Here is an 18,387-nt window from a genome sequence, read left to right on the forward strand (position 1 = left end):
CTCACGGCCGGGGTCCACGGTGCGTTCAGCAGGGGCGCGGCAGGTCACACCCGGCCGATGAAGGTCGGGAAGTAGCCGCTGTTCAGCGTGGAGATCCGGACGTAGGTGCCCGGGTGCGCAGCCTCGATGTAGCGGTTGTTGCCCAGGTAGATCGCGCCGTGGTGGATGCCGCGCACGCTGCCGTCGTACGACCAGAACAGCAGGTCGCCGCGGCGCATCCGGCTCGCGCTGACCGGCGTGGTGGCGGCGTACTGGTCGTTGGCGATCCGGGGCAGCGAGATGCCGGCGTGCCGGAAGGCCGCGTGGATGAGGCCGGAGCAGTCGTAGCCGTCCGGGCCGTTGCCGCCCCAGACGAAGGGCTTGCCCAGCTGGGCCGTGGCGAACTCGACGGCCGTCTCGACGCTGCCGCTGCTCGCGGCCTGGCCGGCGCGGGTGTCCGGCGTCTGGGCCGCAGTGGAGTCGGTGCCGCCGGTGTCGTCGCCGGCCGAGGCGATCCGACTCAGGTAGATGTCGCGGTCGCTGGTGTAGCGCCATTCGCCGCTGCTGTTGCGGAACCAGTAGACCGAGCCGTCCCAGCCCTGCTGGATGTCGCCGCCGCTCGCGCTGTCGCCCCCGCCGGAACTGTCGCTCGGCGTCGCCTGGTCGGTGGCGTCGCCCTGGGCGGTGCTCTGGTCCTGGGGGGTGCTCTGGTCCTGGGCGGTGTCGGCGTGGGCCGTGTCCTGGTTCGTGCCCTCGTCCGTCGCCCCGTCCGTCGGCAGGCCGCTGTCGTCGGCCGCACCGGTGTCGGTGTCGTCGGTGGCCGTGCTGTCCTGGGCGGCGAGGTCCGGGGTGTCGGCTGAGCCGCCGTCACCGTTCGCCGGGTCGTCGGTGCTGACCGGTCCGCGGCTGCTGCTCAGCTGCTCGGGGGCCGGTGCCGCGCTCGCGAGATCGGCGCCCAGGCCGATCGATCCGGCGCCGGCGACGATCGCGGCCGCCAGGCCGACCCGGTGGCGCAGCCGGGTGGCCCGCTGGTGCACGCCGTCCGCGGGAGGTGGGGTACAGGCGGCGAGGGCGCCCGCCTCGGCCGCGCTGCGGTCGGGTATCTGGTCGGCAGAGGTCAGGTCCGGGCTGAGGTCCTGCTTCATATCCGGTGCATTCCTTCCGTGCGCCCGGCCGGGCGGCCGGGACGGCGGAACCGGGCCGAGAGCGACCGGTTCCGCACGGCACTACGGCTTCCGTTCGAGGCGAGCGGAAGCCGTCGCGTGGGCGGAGGCCCACGGCCGCCACGCTAGGCCGCCCGAGTCCGGTCCGGCGCCGTGGATTGCGCCGACAGAGGGTGCACGCTCGGTGACAGGGGGTACGAGCAGGGCGGGCCGGGCTCAGCGCGCTGGGAATTGTCGGACAAGCCCCTGCACCGAGCGCACGTCCATCCGCACCGGCGTGCCCGGGGCCTTGCCGCAGCTCTCCGGGCGCGGCGGCTCGCTCAGCCCCTGCACCACCTCGACCAGCCAGGCGCGGCCGTCGGCGTGCCGCACCAGGCAGCGCCACTCGCCCGCGGCCAGCGGCTCCTGGGTCACCGTCAACGTCTCGGCGGCGTGCTCCTCGATCAGCTCGCGCACCGCCTGCTCGGCCGCCTGGGCCGGACGCTCCCAGCAGGAGCGGCCACGGGAGAGGGCCGGCCGCATCTGCCCGGCGGCGGTGGCGGCCAGCACCTCCTTGGCCGAGGCCTCGGTCAACCGCCCGTAGGCGTAGCCGTAGGGCAGGACCAGCATGGTGGGGGAGAACCGGTGTCCGCCCAGATGGGTGACCTCCCAGACCTCGCTGTGGCCGGCGGTGGCCAACTCGGCGGCCAGCGGGCGGCCGAGCAGCGCGCAGCAACGATCGCGCCGGCCGTTGGTGCACACCAGGGCGAGCGGCCCGCCGGTGTGCGCGGTGCCGAAGCCGCCGTGCTCGCCCGCTCCCGCGGCGGCCAGATCCAGCGTCAGGAGCTCCGCCAGGTCGGACAGCTCGGCCCGCCGGATCCAGCCCTGCCCCGGCACGGTGTGCGCGAGGATCACCTGGTGGCGGGCGGCCGGCCGGTCGTCGGCGTGCCGTCCGGGACGCCGGATCAGCGCCACCCGGACGCCGGTGCCCGCGCCGGCGGTCTCCAACTCCCGGCCGAGCCGCTCGTCGAGGTGGCTCTCGGTGAGTGCCTTGGCGCCCCAGGGGCCGCTCTGCTCGATCAGGAGCCAGGTCCGCGCGGTCGCGGCGGTGGCGGCCAGCGGCTCGGCCAGTTCATCGGAGAGGCTCGTACAGATGCTCACCCGGGCACCCTATCGCTGTGCGATCGGGCGCCCGGGAGGGACTTTTCCGCAGGTCAGACCGGACCCGCCACCACCGAGACCGGTGTGCTCAGCGGAATGCCCGAACCGTCGCGGCGCGGGTCGCGCTCCGGCAGCGTGACCGGGGCGCCGTTGGCCGCCGCGGCGCGGGCCGGAGCAGGCCCGGCCCAGGCGAAGGCCAGTGCGTCCTCCCCGCGCAGGAAGCGCTGACAGCGCACCCCGCCGGTGGCCCGGCCCTTGCGCGGGTAGAGCTCGAACGGCGTGACCTTCCAACTGCTCTGGGCCTCCCCGGTCAGGGTGCCCGAGGCGCCCGCGACCGAGACCACCACCGCGTCCGCGGCCGGGTCGACCGCCGTGAACGAGAGCACCCGGGCGCCGTCCGCCAGCTTGATCCCGGCCATGCCGCCGGCCGGGCGGCCCTGCGGGCGGACCTGGCCCGCCGGGTAGCGCAGCAGCTGGGCGTCACTGGTGATGAAGACCAGCTCCTCCTCGCCGGTGCGCAGCTCCACCGCGCCGACCAGCTCGTCGCCGTCCTTGAGCGCGATCACCTCGAACTCGTCCTTGTTGGCCGGCCACTCCGGGACCACCCGCTTCACCACGCCCTGCACGGTGCCCAGCGCCAGGCCCGGCGAGGACTCGTCCAGCGTGGTCAGCGCGATCACCCGCTCGTCCGCGGCCAGCCGCAGGAACTCGCTCACCTGGGCCCCGCCGGCCAACGACAGCGCGGGCTGCGGGGGCAGTGCGGGCAGGTCGATCACCGGTAGGCGCAGCACCCGGCCGCTGGAGGTCACCGCGCCCACATCGCCGCGCGCGGTGGCCGGCACCGCGCTGACGATCACATCGTGCTTCGAACGGTCGGCACCCTGCCCCGCCTCGCCGTCCGCCGTGCGGGCCAGCAGGCCGGTGGCGGAGAGCAGCACCCGGCACGGGTCGTCCGCCACCTCCAGCGGCACCGTGAGGGATGCCGAGGAGACCGCGCCGGCCTCCAGCAGCACCGTGCGCCGCTCGGTGCCGAACTGCTTGGCCACCGCGCCCAGCTCGCCCGAGACCACGGCGCGCAGCTTGGTGTCCGACTCCAGGATCTCGCTCAGCTCGGCGATCTCCGTGGTCAGCTTGGACTGCTCGGCCTCCAGCTCCACCCGGTCGAAGCGGGTCAGGCGGCGCAGCGGGGTGTCCAGGATGTACGCGGTCTGCGTCTCGGAGAGCGAGAAGCGCTCCATCAGGCGCTCCTTGGCCTGGGCCGCGTTGTCGCTGGACCGGATCAGCGCGATGACCTCGTCGATGTCGACCAGGGCCACCAGCAGGCCCTCGACCAGGTGCAGCCGCTCCTGGCGCTTGCGGCGCCGGAACTCGCTGCGCCGGCGGACCACCTCGAAGCGGTGGTCGACGTAGACCTCCAGCAGCTCCTTGAGGCCCAGCGTCAGCGGCTGCCCGTCCACCAGCGCCACGTTGTTGATGCCGAAGGTCTCCTCCATCGGCGTCAGCTTGTAGAGCTGCTCCAGCAGCGCCTCGGGCACGAAGCCGTTCTTGACCTCGATCACCAGCCGCAGGCCGTGCTCACGGTCGGTCAGATCCTTGACGTCCGCGATGCCCTGCAGCTTCTTGGCGTTGACCAGGTCCTTGATCTTGCCGATCACCTTCTCCGGGCCGACCGTGAACGGCAGCTCGGTCACCACGATGCCCTTGCGGCGGGCGGTGACGTTCTCCACCGTCGTGGTGGCGCGGATCTTGAAGGTGCCGCGGCCGCTCTGGTAGGCGTCCCGGATGCCCGACAGGCCCACGATCCGTCCGCCGGTGGGCAGATCGGGACCGGGGATGAAGCGCATCAGGGTGTCGAGGTCGGCGTTCGGGTGCTTGATCAGGTGGCGGGCGGCCGCGATCACCTCGCTGAGATTGTGCGGCGGCATGTTGGTCGCCATCCCGACCGCGATCCCGGAGGTGCCGTTGACCAGCAGGTTCGGGAAGGCGGCCGGGAGCACCACCGGCTCCTGCTCGCTGCCGTCGTAGTTGGGCCCGAAGTCGACGGTCTCCTCGTGGATCGACTCCACCAGCGCCATCGAGGCCGCGGTCAGCCGCGACTCGGTGTAGCGCATCGCGGCCGGCGGGTCGTCGTTGCCCAGCGAGCCGAAGTTGCCGTGCCCGTCGATCAGCGGCACCCGCATCGAGAACGGCTGGGCCATCCGGACGATCGAGTCATAGATCGAGGCGTCCCCGTGCGGGTGCAGCCGGCCCATCACCTCGCCGACCACGCGGGCGCACTTCACGTGCGAGCGCTCGGGGCGCAGGCCCATCTCGTTGGCCTGGTAGAGGATGCGCCGGTGTACCGGCTTGAGACCGTCCCGCGCGTCCGGAAGGGCGCGCGAGTAGATCACCGAGTAGGCGTACTCAAGGAAGGAACCCTGCATCTCGTCCACGACATCGACGTCGAGGATCCGCTCCTCGAAGTCTCCGGGCGGCGGGGTCGGCGAACTGCGGCGGGCCATCGCGGCGGGGCTCCCTTGCGTCTGTCAGCTGCTTCACATGTCGTCACCGGAGGGTACGGCGCTCCCCATTGTGGACCCTCGCACCGACAGCCCCGGCCAACGGCCACCCCGGCGGTGGCCTCGGCGGTCGTTTCCGCGGACCCGGGGCGAACCGGGCGGCTTCCGCCGGTGGCGAACGGGCCGCCTGCGCGGACACATCCCGGCGCCCTGCGCGTTACACCACAATGGGGACCGCACGACCCGACGTTCCCCCCGACCCCAACCTGACGGGAAGGATCCGAGCGCATGGCCAACCCGGCCCCCGCCTCCCACGGAGCCAGTTCAGCTAGTCAAGCCAGTTCAGGAAGTCAAGGCTTCGCCATCACGGAGCACCGGCTGGCCAACGGTCTGCGGGTGGTGCTCTCCGAGGACCACCTGACCCCGGTGGCCGCGGTGTGCCTCTGGTACGACGTCGGCTCCCGGCACGAGGTGAAGGGCCGCACCGGTCTGGCCCACCTGTTCGAGCACCTGATGTTCCAGGGCTCCGCCAACGTCTCCAACAACGGGCACTTCGAGCTGGTCCAGGGCGCCGGTGGTTCCCTCAACGGCACCACCAGCTTCGAGCGCACCAACTACTTCGAGACCATGCCCACCCACCAGCTGGAGCTCGCCCTCTGGCTGGAGGCCGACCGGATGGGCTCGCTGCTGGCCGCCCTCGACGACGCGTCGATGGAGAACCAGCGCGACGTGGTCAAGAACGAGCGCCGCCAGCGGTACGACAACGTCCCGTACGGCACCGCCTTCGAGAAGCTCACCGCGCTCTCCTTCCCCGACGGGCACCCCTACCACCACACCCCGATCGGCTCGATGGCCGACCTGGACGCCGCCACGCTGGAGGACGCCCGCACGTTCTTCCGCACCTACTACGCGCCCAACAACGCGGTGCTCTCGGTGGTCGGCGACATCGACGTCGAGCAGACCATCGCCTGGGTGGAGAAGTACTTCGGCAGCATCCCGGCCCACGACGGCAAGCAGCCGCCGCGGGACGGCACGCTGCCCGACACCATCGGCGAGGAGATCCGCGAGCTGGTCGAGGAGGAGGTCCCCTCCCGCGCGCTGATGGCCGCCTACCGGCTGCCGCACGACGGCACCCGCGAGGCCGACGCCGCCGACCTGGCGCTGACCGTGCTCGGCTCCGGCGAGTCCAGCCGCCTCTACAACCGGCTGGTCCGCCGCGACCGCACCGCCGTCTCGGCCGGCTTCGGCCTGCTGCGGCTGACCGGCGCCCCCTCGCTCGGCTGGCTGGACGTGAAGACCTCCGGCGAGGCGACGGTCGAGCAGATCGAACTGGCCGTGGACGAGGAGCTGGCCCGGTTCGCCGCCGAGGGCCCCACCGCGGAGGAGCTGGAGCGGGCGCAGGCCCAGATCGAGCGCGAGTGGCTGGACCGGCTCACCACCGTCGCCGGGCGCGCCGACGAGCTGTGCCGCTACGCCGTGCTCTTCGGCGACCCCAACCTGGTCAACGGCGCCCTGGGCCGGGTGCTGGAGGTCACCGCCGAGGAGGTCCAGGCGGTCGCCGCGGCGCGGCTGCGCCCCGACAACCGGGCGGTCCTGGTCTACGAGCCGCTCCCCGCCACCGCTGACGACGACGCCGCCGACGGCGCAGACGAGGAGGACGCCGCATGACCGCCTTCGTTCCCACCATGACGTTCCACCCACAGCCGCAGCCGGGCACGCCCACCCCCTGGGCCTTCCCCGCGCCCGAGCGCGCCGCGCTGGCCAACGGCCTGACGGTGCTGCACTGCGACCGTCCCGGTCAGCAGCTGGTCGCCGTCGAGGTGCTGCTCGACGCCCCCCTCGCCGCCGAACCGGACGGCCTGGACGGCGTCGCCACCATCCTGGCCCGGGCGCTGAGCGAGGGCACCGACACGCTCACCGCCGAGGAGTTCGCCGCCGAACTGGAGCGGGCCGGCGCGACCCTGGACGCGCACGCCGACCACCCGTGCATCCGGGTCGCCCTGGAGGTCCCCGCCTCCCGCCTGGAGCGCGGTCTGACCCTGCTGGCCGACGCGCTGCGGGCGCCCGCGCTGCCCGCCGACGAGATCGAGCGCCTGGTCGCCAACCGGCTGGACGAGATCGTCCACGAGCAGGCCAACCCGGCCCGGCGCGCCGCCAAGGCGCTCTACGCCGAGCTGTTCGACGCCGCGGACCGGCTCTCCCGGCCGCGCTCGGGCACCGCCGAGACCGTCAAGCAGATCGACCGCGCGGCCGTCCAGGGCTTCTACGCCGAGCACATCCGCCCGTCCACCGCCACCCTGGTGATCGTCGGCGACCTCACCGGTGTCGACCTGCCGGCACTGCTGGAGTCCACCCTGGGCCGCTGGACCGGCGAGCGGACCGCCCCCAGCAAGGCCGCCGCCGTCAGTGCCGACGACGCCGGCCGGGTGATCGTCGTCGACCGGCCGGGCTCGGTGCAGACCCAGGTGCTGATCGGCCGGATCGGGCCGGACCGCCACGACCCCAGCTGGGCCGCGCAGACCCTGGGCGCCTACTGCCTGGGCGGCACCCTGACCTCCCGGCTCGACCGGGTGCTGCGCGAGGAGAAGGGCTACACCTACGGCGTGCGGGCCTTCGCCCAGCCGCTGCGCTCCAACGCCGAGGGCTCCGGGCGCGCGCTGCTGGCGATCAGCGGTTCGGTGGACACCGCCTCCACCGCCCCCGCGCTGGCCGACACCTGGACCATCCTGCGCACCCTGGCCTCGGAGGGCCTGACCGACGGCGAGCGCGAGGAGGCCGTGCAGTTCCTGGTCGGCGTCGCGCCGCTGAAGTACGAGACGGCCGGATCGGTGGCCGCCACCCTGGCCGACCAGGTCGAGCAGTACCTGGCCGACGACTTCCAGGCCGAGATCTACCGGCAGCTGGCCGAGCTCGACACGGCGGCCGCCACCGCCGCCGTGGTGGCGGCGTTCCCGCCCGAGCGGCTGGTCACCGTGCTGGTCGGGGACGCCTCGGTGATCGCCGACCAGGTCAAGGAGCTCGGCATCGGTGAGGTCACCGTGGTCGCCAACTGAGGCTGACGGCTGATCAGAGGGCCTGGCGGGCGCACCCGCCAGGCCCTCGCGTTATTGCGTTGCGCCGGCCTCCCGGACTGTGGGTTGATAGCTCCGTCGCACCGCGCGGCACCTGAGCGGACGGAGAGGAGGCGGTCACCATGCGGGTCGAGCAACCAGCCAGGCGTCACGACGCCCGACGCTCCCCGAGGCCGTCTGCCTGCGTCTCGCGTCGCCGCACCGCCTGAGCGCGATGCCGCGCCTGCCGCGCCATCCCGGGCTCTGCTGAGCCTTCCCGAGTCTTCCCGAGCCACGCCGGACGCTTCGCGTGGCGGTTCTACCCTTGATCTTGTCGACCTTTGGGGGTCAGTTTCACCATGTCGTACACCGAGGTACCCGGCGCGCGGGTCCCCATCCGGATGTGGGCCGACCCGGCCACCGTCGAAGGCGCGGCCATGCAGCAGCTGCGCAACATCTCCACCCTGCCCTGGCTGCACGGCCTGGCCGTGATGCCGGACGTCCATCTGGGCAAGGGCGCCACCGTCGGCTCCGTCATCGCGATGAACGGCGCGGTCTGCCCGGCCGCGGTCGGCGTGGACATCGGCTGCGGGATGAGCGCGGTCAAGACCTCGCTCACCACCCGCGACTTGCCCGACGACCTCAGCCGGCTGCGCTCGAAGATCGAGCAGGCGATCCCGGTCGGGCGGGGCCTGCACAACGAGCCGGTCGACCCGGGCAAGCTGCACGGCTTCCCGACGGCGGGCTGGGACGACTTCTGGGACCGGTTCGAGGGCGTGGCGCCGGAGGTGAAGTGGCGGCGCGAGCGGGCGATGCAGCAGATGGGGACGCTGGGAGCGGGCAACCACTTCGTGGAGGTGTGCGTCGACGCCTCCGGTTCGGTCTGGCTGATGCTGCACTCCGGGTCCCGCAACATCGGCAAGGAGCTGGCGGAGCACCACATGACCGTGGCCCGGTCGCTCCCGCACAACCAGGGCATCGTCGACCGGGACCTGGCGGTCTTCATCGCGGACACCCCGCAGATGAACGCCTACCGGCAGGACCTCTTCTGGGCGCAGGACTACGCCAAGCGCAACCGGGCGCTGATGATGGCGCTCTTCCAGGACGTGCTCAGGGCGGAGTTCCGTCGCGCCAAGGTCGCCTTCGAGCCGGTGATCAGCTGCCATCACAACTACGTGGCCGAGGAGCGCTACGACGGCGTCGACCTGCTGGTCACCCGGAAGGGCGCGATCCGGGCCGGCTCCGGCGACTACGGGATCATCCCGGGCTCGATGGGCACCGGTTCGTACATCGTCCGCGGTCTGGGCAACTCCGCCTCGTTCAACTCCGCTTCGCACGGCGCGGGTCGCAAGATGAGCCGGACGGCTGCCAAGAAGCGGTTCACGACGCGGGATCTGGTCGAGCAGACCCAGGGCGTGGAGTGCCGCAAGGACAGCGGCGTGGTGGACGAGATCCCGGGCGCGTACAAGTCCATCGAGAAGGTGATGGAGCAGCAGCGGGACCTGGTCGAGGTGGTCGCCCACCTCAAGCAGGTCGTCTGCGTGAAGGGCTGACCGTGCACCGGTCGTGACGGCTGGTCAGTCTGCCCGGCGGAGCAGGAGGGTGATGAAGCCGATGGCGTCGCGGTAGCCGGTCAGCCAGTTGGTGCGGTGTTCGGCGGCGAGGTGGTGGGTGCGGGGGGCCTCGGGGTGGGTGGGGTGGTCCAGGGCCCACTCGGTGAGGGTGCCGGTGCGGGACCACTCGTAGTCGTCGAGTTCGTCGCGGGTGCTGGTGTGGGCGTGGACCGGGGCCCAGCCGGCGGTGGTGATCCGGTCGACCAGGGTGGGCAGGTCGTCGAAGTCGAAGTCGGCCGAGGCGGCGCCGAGGCCGGTCAGGGCCGCCTGGTCGGGTGGGCGCTGCCAGTAGCCCTCGCCGAGCAGCAGGGTGCCGCCGGGGGCGAGGTGGCGGTCGGCGGCGGCGAGGGTGGGCAGCAGTCCGCCGAAGGCCTCGCCGGTGCCGAGGCAGAGCACCAGATCGTAGGGGCGGGGTGCGCTGAACTCGGCGGGCGGCTGGTGGTGCAGGCCCAGGCGGCGGATCACGCCGAGGTGCTCCGCGGTCGTGCGGGCCTGGGTCAGGGCCTCGGGGTCGGGGTCGACGCCGTCGGCGGTCAGGTCCGGGTGGGCGGCCAGTGCGCGCAGCAGCCAGGCGCCCTGGCCGCAGCCGAGCTCCAGGACCCGCTCGTCACCGCGGCGCAGGGCCCGGCGCAGCAGTGCGGCCACGCTCTCGTCGGCGAGCGGGGCGGCGATGGGGTGATGGGCATGGGCGAGGCGGGTGAGTTCCTGGCGGTCCACCGGTTCAGCCTGGCAGCTGCGGGCCCGATCCGCACGGGGTTCGGCCGGATCGCCGGCTCCGGGCGGCCGGCTCGCCCGGGCAGGTGCCCCGCGGTGGTCGCCGGGCAGGCCGAAGGGGCGCCCCACGGCGATCGGGGCGCCCCTTCGGAGCGTGGGGAGTGCGCGAGGCGCTCTCGGCTCAGGCCGCGGGCAGCTCGTCCAGGCCCTCCTGGACCATCTTGGCCAGGCGGTCCAGCGCGGCGTCCGCGTCGGGGGCGTCGGAGGCCAGCACGACCTCCTCGCCGCCCTCGGCGCCGAGCGCCAGCAGGCCGAGCATGGAGGCGGCGTTGACCGGGTTGCCACCGGCGGCCTTGGCGATGGTGACGGGCACGCCCACGGCGGCGGCCGCCCGGACGAAGGCCGAGGCGGGACGGGCGTGCAGGCCCTCGGGCCAACCGATGGTGACGCGGCGCTCAGCCATGTGACGTGCCTTTCAGATGGTGCTGCTTACAGACATGTTGTCTAGACCATTCTGGCATGGGTGAAGCGAAGGTGGCTCCGAGCGGTGACGGGTTCGCAAACCGGGGCGTGTGCTCCCATGCCGCCCCCGGCCCACCAGCCCCCGCCCACCGTCCCGCGCCCGCCACCCCGGACCTGCCCCGACGGCCCCCACCCTGACGGGCGCGCATGCCGGGCGCCATCCGGCTCGCTGCCGGATAGCCTGGCGGCTGTGGACGACCCTCAGGATCCCAAGGCTCCGCAGGACTCCCCGGCTGCGCCGCAGAAGTCTCCGGCTGCGCGGCATGACTCCCCGGCTGCGCCGCAGAACTCTCCGGCTACGCTGGCCGAGCCCGGCTACCCGCAGCACTGGGAGGCCGACATCCTGCTGCGCGACGGCGGCACCGCCCGGATCCGCCCGATCGTCCCCGGGGACGCCGAACGCCTGGTGGAGTTCTACTCCCAGGTCTCCGACCAGTCGAAGTACTTCCGGTTCTTCGCGCCCTACCCCCGGCTCTCCGCCAAGGACGTCCGGCGTTTCACCCACCACGACTTCGTCGACCGGGTGGCGCTGGCCGTGGTGGTGCGCGACCGGTTCATCGCCACGGTCCGTTACGACCGGATCGACGCCGTGGGCCGTCCCAGCCGGGAGGGCACCGATGCGGAGGTGGCCTTCCTGGTGCAGGACGCGCACCAGGGCCGCGGTGTGGCCTCCGCGCTGCTGGAGCACATCGCGGCGGTCGCCCAGGAGCGCGGGATCCGCCGGTTCGTCGCCGAGGTGCTGCCGGAGAACCGGAAGATGACCAAGGTCTTCACGGACGCCGGCTACACCCAGAAGCGAAGCTTCGCCGACGGCGTGGTCCACCTGGAGTTCGAGCTGGAGCCCACCGCCGCCTCGCTGGCGGTGATGCGCGGGCGCGAGCACCGCGCCGAGGCCCGCTCGGTGCAGCGGTTGTTGACGCCGCGCTCGGTCGCGGTGATCGGGGTGTCGCGCACCGAGCAGTCGGCCGGGCGGGCCCTGCTGCGTGCGCTGCTCGGTGGCTTCGACGGGCCGCTGTACGCGGTGAACCGGGCCGCCCCGCCCGGCACCGAGCTGGAGGGCGTGCCGGTGTACCGATCGGTGCTGGAGATCCCGGGCCCGGTGGACCTGGCCGTGATCGCGGTGCCGGTCGACTCGGTGCCCGAGGTGGTCGCCGAGTGCGGTGCGCACGGTGTGCGCGGCCTGGTGGTGGTGACCGCCGGCTACGCCGAGACCGGGCCCGCCGGCCGAGAACGGCAGCGCGCGCTGGTCCGCCAGGCCCGGGCAGCCGGCATGCGGGTGATCGGCCCGAACGCCTTCGGCCTGCTGAGCACCAACCCCGAGCACCCGCTGAACGCCTCGCTGGCCCCAGCGCTGCCCGCGGCGGGGCGGTTCGGGATCTTCTGCCAGTCCGGCGCGATCGGAGTGGCCCTGCTGGAGGGGGCGCACCGGCGCGGGCTCGGCGTCTCCTCCTTCGTCTCGGTCGGCAACCGCGCCGACGTCTCCGGCAACGACCTGCTGCAGTACTGGGAGGAGGACCCGGCCACCGACGTGGTGCTGCTCTACCTGGAGTCCTTCGGCAACCCGCGCAAGTTCACCCGGATCGCCCGGCGGCTGGCCGGCGCCAAGCCGATCGTGGTGGTCAAAGGCGCCCGGCACACCGGCAGCCTGCCGCCCGGGCACGCGGTGCCGACCGTCGCCACCTCGCTGCGCGACGCCACTGTGGACGCGCTGTTCCAGCAGGCGGGCGTGGTCCGGGTCGAGACCATCACCGAACTCTTCGACACCGGTGAGCTGTTGGCCCGCCAGCCGCTGCCGGCCGGCGACCGGGTCGCGGTGGTGGGCAACTCGGACTCGCTCGGCCTGCTCACCCACGACGCCTGCCTGAGCGCGGGCCTGCGCCCGCGCGCGCCGGTGGACCTGACCACCGGCGCCACCGGCGAGAACTTCCGGGTGGCGCTGGAGACCGCGTTGCGCGACCCCGGGGTGGACGCGGTGATCGCGGTGGCGATCCCGCCGATCGTCAGCCCGAGCATCGCGATCGGTGAGGAGCCGTCGCTGCCCGCCACCGACCCGGCGATCGGCGAGGGACTGCTGGCCGCGGCGGCGATGGCCCGGGTGCTGGGCAAGCCGCTGCTGCTCACCCACCTCGCGCTGACCGACCTGCCGGCCGTGCTGAGTGCGGGGGAGTACCCCGTCCCCGCCTACCCCGCGCCCGAGCGTGCCGTGCGGGCGCTGGCTCACGCCGTCCGCTACGGCGAGTGGCGGCGCACCGCCGAGACCGCCGAGCAGACCGCCCGGGTGCCCGAGCTGGAGGGGATCGACGCCGCGGCCGCCCGGAGCCTGGTCGAGCGGGCGCTGGACTCCCCGATCGGGCAGGCCGCCCGCACCCAGCCCGGTGGCGCGAGGTTCGTCCTGTCCGAGCCGCAGGCCGCCGAGTTGCTCGGGCACTACGGCATCGAGGTGCAGCGGGCGCTGCCCGCCCCGGACGAGCAGAGTGCGGTGGCGGCGGCCACCGCACTCGGGTACCCCGTGGCCCTCAAGGCCACCGCCGCCCACCTGCGCCACCGCCCGGACCTGGGCGGAGTGCGGCTCGACCTGACGGACGAGGAGGGGCTGCGCCGCGCGCACCGCGAGGTGACCGAGCTGCTCGGTGGTGCGGCGCGGGCCGATCTGGTGGTGCAGAAGATGGCCGCACGCGGGGTGGACACGGTGATCGGCGCCACGGTGGACCCGGCGGTGGGCGCGATCCTCTCCTTCGGGCTGGCCGGTGCGCCGGCCGAGCTGCTCGGTGACCTGGCGCACCGGCTCGTGCCCGCCACCGACCTGGAGGTGGCCGCGCTGGTGCGCGAGGTGCGGGCGGCTCCGCTGCTGTTCGGCTGGCGTGGTGCCGACCCGGTGGACACCGGCGCGCTGGAGGAGCTGCTGTTGCGGGTCTCCCAGCTGGTCGACGACCTGCCGGAGGTGGCTGCGGTGGACTTCGAGCCGGTGGTGGTGGCGCCGCACGGCCTGGCGGTGCTGGCGGCCCAGGTCCGGCTCGCGCCGCTGCCGGTCCGCAGCGATCTGGGCCCGCGCGCCATGAGCACCCTGTAGCCTTCCTGGGTTGCGCCCGTGCGCGCGGTGGCCGGGTGGCCGGTTCGCGTGGATGTACGGCGCAGTCCAGCCCGTCGCGTCGGCGGGGCATGCCAGGATGGAGTTATGGCGAAGACCGGTACCACCACCACGCAGGACCTGCGCTCGGCGATCGAGCGCAGCGGTTACTACCCCGCGCTGGTGTCCGAGGCCGTGGAGTCCGCGGTGGGCCCCGAGCCGATCAGCTCCTACCTGGTCCACCAGGAGACCACCTTCGACGCCAACGAGGTCCGTCGGCACGTCACCGTGCTGGTGCTGACGGCCACCAGGTTCGTGGTGAGCCACACCGACGAGCAGGCCGCGGATGCCACCAGCCCGGTGCCGTACGCGACCACCTCCACCGAGTGCGTGCGGGTGGACCGGATCGGCTCGGTGGTGCTGAGCCGGATGGTGGCCAACCCCGAGACGTACACGCCGGGCCAGCTCCCGCGCGAGGTGGTGCTGACCATCGGGTGGGGTGCGGTGCAGCGGATCGACCTGGAGCCGGCCGGCTGCTCGGATCCGAACTGCGAGGCGGACCACGGCTACACCGGCTCGGCCACCGCGGACGACCTGTCGCTGCGGGTCAGCGAGGCGGGGGACGGCCCGGAGACGGTGGCCCAGGCGCTGGCCTTCGCCCGGGCGCTGTCCGAGGCCACCATCAGCAGGGCCTGAGGCCCGCGTGATGTCCTACCTCGCGGCGCACGACCACGACGACTTCCAGCTGCTCGACCCCGCCGACGCGCCCGCCCCGGGATACGGCAGCGGTTCGCTCAGCGACCTGCTGCCCTCGGTGGCGGCGAACATGGGCGTGCCCGGCTTCACCAGCACGCTGCCGATCGCCCAGGCCGACCGGGTCTGCGTCTTCCTGGTGGACGGCCTCGGGTGGGAGCTGATCCGCCGCCATCCCGAGTACGCCCCCTTCCTGCACTCGCTGCTGGGCGGTTCGCTGGGTGGCTCGGGCCGTCCGCTCACCGCCGGTTTCCCGTCCACCACCGCGACCTCCCTGGCCTCGGTCGGCACCGGGCTGCCGCCGGGCCTGCACGGCCTGGCCGGTTACACGGTGGCCGTCCCCGGCCGCAACGAGCTGATGAACCAGCTGCGTTGGCAGCCGCCGGTGGATCCGCGCGGCTGGCAGCCCTACCCGACGGTCTTCCAGCGGGTGCAGGAGGCGGGGGTGGCGGCCAGTCAGGTCTCCTCGCCGCTGTTCGCGCAGACCCCGCTGACCCAGGTGGCGCTCTCGGGCGGCGAGTTCCTCGGCCGCACCACGGGCGAGGAGCGGATGGACCTGTCGGCCCGTCAACTGGCCGCCGCTGACCGTGCGTTGGTCTATACCTACGTCAGCGAGCTGGACGGCATGGGCCACCGCTACGGGGTGGACTCGGACGAGTGGCGGATGATGCTCAACACCGTCGACCGGCTGGCTCAGCGGCTGGCCGAGCAACTGCCGCCGCGCTCGGCGCTGTACGTCACGGCGGACCACGGCATGATCGACATCGCCCCCGAGGGCCGGATCGACTTCGACGACGACTGGGAGCTGAGCGCGGGCGTGGCCCTGCTCGGCGGCGAGGGCCGGGCCCGGCACGTCTACGCGGTGCCCGGCGCGGCCGCCGACGTGCACACGGTCTGGTCCGAGGTGCTCGGCGACCGGATGTGGGTGGCCACCCGCGACCAGGCGATCGAGGCCGGCTGGTTCGGCCCGGCGGTGGACGACCGGGTGTACCACCGGATCGGCGACGTGGTCGCCGCCGCCCGGGACGACGTCGCGGTGGTCGCCTCCCGCCGCGAGCCGGGGGAGTCCGCGATGATCGGGCTGCACGGGTCGATGACCCCGGTCGAACAGCTCGTCCCGCTGCTCGAAGTCCGCCCCTGACCGCTCCTCGGCCCGACCCGGTCCACCGCCCCGCCGGTGGACCGACCGACTATCAGTCTGATGAAAGGCCCGCGCACCACCCATGGCTGACCTGGTGTTCTTCTCCGGCACGATGGACTGCGGCAAGTCCACCCTGGCGCTGCAGATGAACCACAATCACGCCGCCCGCGGCCGGCAGGGCATCATCTTCGCCCGGCACGACCGGGCGGGCGCCTCCACCATCTCCAGCCGGCTCGGGCTGCGCGCCGAGGCGGTCGAGGTGACCGACGGCTTCGACTTCCAGCACTACGTGGTGCAACTGCTCTCGGCCGGCGGCAAGGTCGACTACCTGATCTGCGACGAGGCCAACTTCTACGCCGCCGAGCAGGTCGACCAGTTGGCCCGGGTGGTGGACGAGTTGGGCATCGACGTCTTCACCTTCGGCATCACCACCGACTTCCGCACCCGGCTCTTCCCCGGCTCCCAGCGGCTCATCGAGCTGGCCGACCGGGTGGAGATCCTCCAGGTCGAGGCGCTCTGCTGGTGCGGGGCCCGGGCCACCCACAACGCGCGCACGGTCGGCGGGGTGATGGTGGTGGAGGGACCGCAGGTGGTGGTCGGCGATGTCACGGTGAGCGAGCACGAGGTCGGCTACGAGGTGCTCTGCCGCCGTCACCACCGCCGCCGGCTCACCGCCGCCACGGCCAGGGCGGCCGCCCTGTCGCCGGACGTGCTCCCGTTCGAGCGCGGCTGACCGGTCAGGGCAGCCTGACCACCGAGAACCGTCCGCCCTCCGGGTCGGCCAGCCTGGCCACCCGCCCGTACGGGGTGTCGTGCGCGGCCACCAGCAGCGCGCCGCCCAGCTCCAGGCACCGGCGCACCGTCAGGTCGAGGTCCTCGACCGCGAAGTAGATCCGCCAGCGCGGCGGACCGTCGCGCAGGTCGGTGGTCTGCTTGATCCCGGCCACCCGGTGGCCCTCCACCTGCAGGGTGGCGTCCTCCTCGCCGCGGGCCACCGCCGAAGGGTCCGCCTCGACCACCGCGCGGCCGAAGACCGAGCCGTAGAAGGCGGCGGCCAGCGGCTCGTCCTTGGTGACCAGCTCGTTCCAGACCGGCGCGCCCGGCTCGCCGACCACCTCCCAGCCCAGGTGCTCCTGGCCCTCCCACAGGCCGAAGAAGGCGCCCGACAGGTCGGCGGCCACGGCCAGGCGTCCGGCCTGCCCGGAACGGAGCGGGCCGACCGCCACCGTGCCGCCGCACTCGCGCACCCGCGCCGCGGCCTGGTCGGCGTTGTCCACCGCGAAGTACGTGGTCCACTCGGTGGGCAGGGCCGAGTGGGCGGGCGCCACGCCGATCCCGGCCACCTTGGCCCCGTTCAGAGTGGCCCGCACATAGCCGCCCAGCTCGGTGGGGCCCGGAGTGAAGCTCCAGCCCAGCAGTGGACCGTAGAACGCCTCGGCCCGCTCCAGATCGTGGACCAACAGGCTCACCCAGCAGGGCGTGCCGTGGGCGATCCTGACCTTCAGCGCCGTCATTCCAGACCTCCTCGCGGGGGCGCCCGGCCCGGCGGCTCGGGCCCCAGCCAGATGCTCCCACCTGGTCGGGCGACAGACCGGGCGACGGCGCGGAAATCATGGCAAAGAGCGCACAAAGGAGCACGGAACGCCACCGGGCGACCGCCAAAGGCGTGAACGAGGCGTCAGAATGACGCCCATGGAGAAGAATTCCGCGGTGAAATCCCCGCTGATCACGGTTGACGAACTGGCGAAGGAACTGTCCGGCGAGCGAGTGCCGGTGCTGCTGGACATCCGTTGGCAGCTCACGGCGCCCACCGCCGGCGCGGGTCGCGCCACCGGAGTGGGCGGTTCGGTCGGCGCCGCCGAGTACGCGGCCGGACACCTGCCCGGCGCCGTCTTCGTGGACCTGGACGAGGTGCTGGCCGCGCCGCCCGGGGCCGGCGGGCGCCACCCGCTGCCCGATCCGGCCGCGCTCGGCGCCGCGCTGCGGTCTGCCGGGGTGTCGGCGGCGCGTCCGGTGGTGGTCTACGACGGGGGACCGGCCACCTCGGCCGCCCGTGCCTGGTGGGTGCTGCGCTGGGCGGGGCACCCGGAGGTCCGGGTGCTGGACGGCGGCTTCGCGGCCTGGCGCGCGGCCGGGCAGCCGGAGAGCACCGAGGTGCCCGAGCCCGCTGCGGGCGACTTCACACCGAACCCGGGCCGGCTGCCCACGCTGGACGCGGACCGGGCCGCGGAGCTGGCCAGGACCGGCCTGCTGCTGGACGCCCGGGCCGGCGAGCGGTACCGCGGCGAGACGGAGCCGCTGGACCCACAGGCCGGGCACATCCCCGGCGCGGTCAGCGCGCCGACCTTCGAGAACAACGCCGCTGACGGGCGGTTCCGGCCCGCCGCCGAGCTGGTGGAGCGCTTCCGCGCGCTCGGTGCCGACGGGCAGCGGGCCGCAGGGAAGCAGGTCGGGGTGTACTGCGGTTCGGGGGTGACGGCGGCGCACCAGGCGCTCGCGCTCGAGGTCGCGGGGTACCAGGCGGCGCTCTACCCGGGCTCGTGGAGCGAGTGGTCCAACGACCCGCGGCGCCCGGTGGCGACCGGGGCCGAGCGGGGCTGAGACGCCGTCAGGCGGCGGGGGGGCCCCCCCCCCCGGGGGGGCCCCCCCCCCCGCCCCCCCCCCCCCCCCCCCCCAACCACCCCCCCCGGGCCGCAAACCGAGGGAGACCCCCCGGCGCCGGGTGCCCCCCGCCCCGCCGCCCCCCC

Annotated in this window: 14 protein-coding genes; 8 read left to right on the forward strand and 6 right to left on the reverse strand. The window is 73.6% G+C overall.

The window, feature by feature from the left end:
• Positions 1-44 precede the first annotated feature (44 nt).
• From ACFZB9_RS33040 to ACFZB9_RS33050, 3 genes are all read right to left on the reverse strand, one after another.
• Complete coding sequence (locus tag ACFZB9_RS33040) at positions 45-1,124, reverse strand: C40 family peptidase (RefSeq protein WP_391453376.1); 1,080 nt, start codon at positions 1,122-1,124, stop codon at positions 45-47.
• Positions 1,125-1,358: 234 nt separating this feature from the next.
• A complete protein-coding gene (locus tag ACFZB9_RS33045; protein ID WP_391453377.1) occupies positions 1,359-2,282 on the reverse strand; it encodes a sucrase ferredoxin in 924 nt (307 codons plus the stop codon).
• A 53-nt stretch (positions 2,283-2,335) separates the two neighbouring features.
• On the reverse strand, positions 2,336-4,783 hold the full coding sequence (locus ACFZB9_RS33050) for a DNA topoisomerase (ATP-hydrolyzing) subunit A (RefSeq protein ID WP_391453379.1): 2,448 nt from the start codon (positions 4,781-4,783) through the stop codon (positions 2,336-2,338).
• Between the two features lie 285 nt (positions 4,784-5,068).
• On the opposite strand from ACFZB9_RS33050, the gene ACFZB9_RS33055 reads away from it, so the two are divergent.
• The 3 genes from ACFZB9_RS33055 (at position 5,069) to ACFZB9_RS33065 (ending at position 9,383) form a co-directional block, all read left to right on the forward strand.
• On the forward strand, positions 5,069-6,448 hold the full coding sequence (locus ACFZB9_RS33055) for a M16 family metallopeptidase (protein ID WP_391453380.1): 1,380 nt from the start codon (positions 5,069-5,071) through the stop codon (positions 6,446-6,448).
• Positions 6,445-7,833, forward strand: a complete 1,389-nt coding sequence (locus ACFZB9_RS33060) for a M16 family metallopeptidase (RefSeq protein ID WP_391453382.1) — start codon at positions 6,445-6,447, stop codon at positions 7,831-7,833. Before ACFZB9_RS33055 ends, ACFZB9_RS33060 begins: the two co-directional genes overlap by 4 nt.
• Positions 7,834-8,189: 356 nt before the next feature.
• The gene (locus tag ACFZB9_RS33065) at positions 8,190-9,383 is read left to right on the forward strand and encodes an RtcB family protein (protein WP_391453384.1); all 1,194 of its coding nucleotides are present in this window, start codon (positions 8,190-8,192) and stop codon (positions 9,381-9,383) included.
• 24 nt (positions 9,384-9,407) lie between these two features.
• Here ACFZB9_RS33065 and ACFZB9_RS33070 read toward each other — a convergent pair whose 3' ends face one another.
• On the reverse strand, positions 9,408-10,160 hold the full coding sequence (locus tag ACFZB9_RS33070) for an SAM-dependent methyltransferase (protein ID WP_391453386.1): 753 nt from the start codon (positions 10,158-10,160) through the stop codon (positions 9,408-9,410).
• A 178-nt stretch (positions 10,161-10,338) separates the two neighbouring features.
• Positions 10,339-10,620, reverse strand: coding sequence for an HPr family phosphocarrier protein (locus tag ACFZB9_RS33075; RefSeq protein WP_391453388.1), 282 nt, complete (start codon positions 10,618-10,620; stop codon positions 10,339-10,341).
• A 249-nt stretch (positions 10,621-10,869) separates the two neighbouring features.
• Here ACFZB9_RS33075 and ACFZB9_RS33080 point away from each other — a divergent pair, with 249 nt between their 5' ends.
• The 4 genes from ACFZB9_RS33080 to ACFZB9_RS33095 all read left to right on the forward strand — a co-directional run bounded on the left by ACFZB9_RS33080 (position 10,870) and on the right by ACFZB9_RS33095 (position 16,373).
• On the forward strand, positions 10,870-13,749 hold the full coding sequence (locus ACFZB9_RS33080; RefSeq protein ID WP_391453389.1) for a GNAT family N-acetyltransferase: 2,880 nt from the start codon (positions 10,870-10,872) through the stop codon (positions 13,747-13,749).
• Positions 13,750-13,854: 105 nt separating this feature from the next.
• A complete protein-coding gene (locus ACFZB9_RS33085) occupies positions 13,855-14,442 on the forward strand; it encodes a DUF5998 family protein (RefSeq protein ID WP_391453391.1) in 588 nt (195 codons plus the stop codon).
• Between the two features lie 10 nt (positions 14,443-14,452).
• The gene (locus ACFZB9_RS33090) at positions 14,453-15,640 is read left to right on the forward strand and encodes an alkaline phosphatase family protein (protein WP_391453393.1); all 1,188 of its coding nucleotides are present in this window, start codon (positions 14,453-14,455) and stop codon (positions 15,638-15,640) included.
• 82 nt (positions 15,641-15,722) lie between these two features.
• The gene (locus tag ACFZB9_RS33095; protein ID WP_391453395.1) at positions 15,723-16,373 is read left to right on the forward strand and encodes a thymidine kinase; all 651 of its coding nucleotides are present in this window, start codon (positions 15,723-15,725) and stop codon (positions 16,371-16,373) included.
• Positions 16,374-16,377: 4 nt separating this feature from the next.
• On the opposite strand, the gene ACFZB9_RS33100 is transcribed toward ACFZB9_RS33095, so the two are convergent.
• The gene (locus tag ACFZB9_RS33100; protein ID WP_391453397.1) at positions 16,378-17,154 is read right to left on the reverse strand and encodes a VOC family protein; all 777 of its coding nucleotides are present in this window, start codon (positions 17,152-17,154) and stop codon (positions 16,378-16,380) included.
• Positions 17,155-17,332: 178 nt separating this feature from the next.
• Between ACFZB9_RS33100 and ACFZB9_RS33105 the strand changes: the two genes are divergently transcribed.
• A complete protein-coding gene (locus tag ACFZB9_RS33105) occupies positions 17,333-18,241 on the forward strand; it encodes a sulfurtransferase (RefSeq protein ID WP_391453399.1) in 909 nt (302 codons plus the stop codon).
• Positions 18,242-18,387 lie beyond the last annotated feature (146 nt).

Source organism: Kitasatospora sp. NPDC008050 (assembly GCF_042957465.1).
Taxonomy (GTDB): domain Bacteria; phylum Actinomycetota; class Actinomycetes; order Streptomycetales; family Streptomycetaceae; genus Kitasatospora.

Coding starts and splice junctions, on each gene's coding strand:
- ACFZB9_RS33040 (WP_391453376.1), bottom strand. CDS start 1,124: ATGAAGCAGGACCTCAGCCCGGACCTGACCTCTGCCGACCAGATACCC.
- ACFZB9_RS33050 (WP_391453379.1), bottom strand. CDS start 4,783: ATGGCCCGCCGCAGTTCGCCGACCCCGCCGCCCGGAGACTTCGAGGAG.
- ACFZB9_RS33055 (WP_391453380.1), top strand. CDS start 5,069: ATGGCCAACCCGGCCCCCGCCTCCCACGGAGCCAGTTCAGCTAGTCAA.
- ACFZB9_RS33060 (WP_391453382.1), top strand. CDS start 6,445: ATGACCGCCTTCGTTCCCACCATGACGTTCCACCCACAGCCGCAGCCG.
- ACFZB9_RS33065 (WP_391453384.1), top strand. CDS start 8,190: ATGTCGTACACCGAGGTACCCGGCGCGCGGGTCCCCATCCGGATGTGG.
- ACFZB9_RS33075 (WP_391453388.1), bottom strand. CDS start 10,620: ATGGCTGAGCGCCGCGTCACCATCGGTTGGCCCGAGGGCCTGCACGCC.
- ACFZB9_RS33085 (WP_391453391.1), top strand. CDS start 13,855: ATGGCGAAGACCGGTACCACCACCACGCAGGACCTGCGCTCGGCGATC.
- ACFZB9_RS33090 (WP_391453393.1), top strand. CDS start 14,453: ATGTCCTACCTCGCGGCGCACGACCACGACGACTTCCAGCTGCTCGAC.
- ACFZB9_RS33095 (WP_391453395.1), top strand. CDS start 15,723: ATGGCTGACCTGGTGTTCTTCTCCGGCACGATGGACTGCGGCAAGTCC.
- ACFZB9_RS33100 (WP_391453397.1), bottom strand. CDS start 17,154: ATGACGGCGCTGAAGGTCAGGATCGCCCACGGCACGCCCTGCTGGGTG.
- ACFZB9_RS33105 (WP_391453399.1), top strand. CDS start 17,333: ATGGAGAAGAATTCCGCGGTGAAATCCCCGCTGATCACGGTTGACGAA.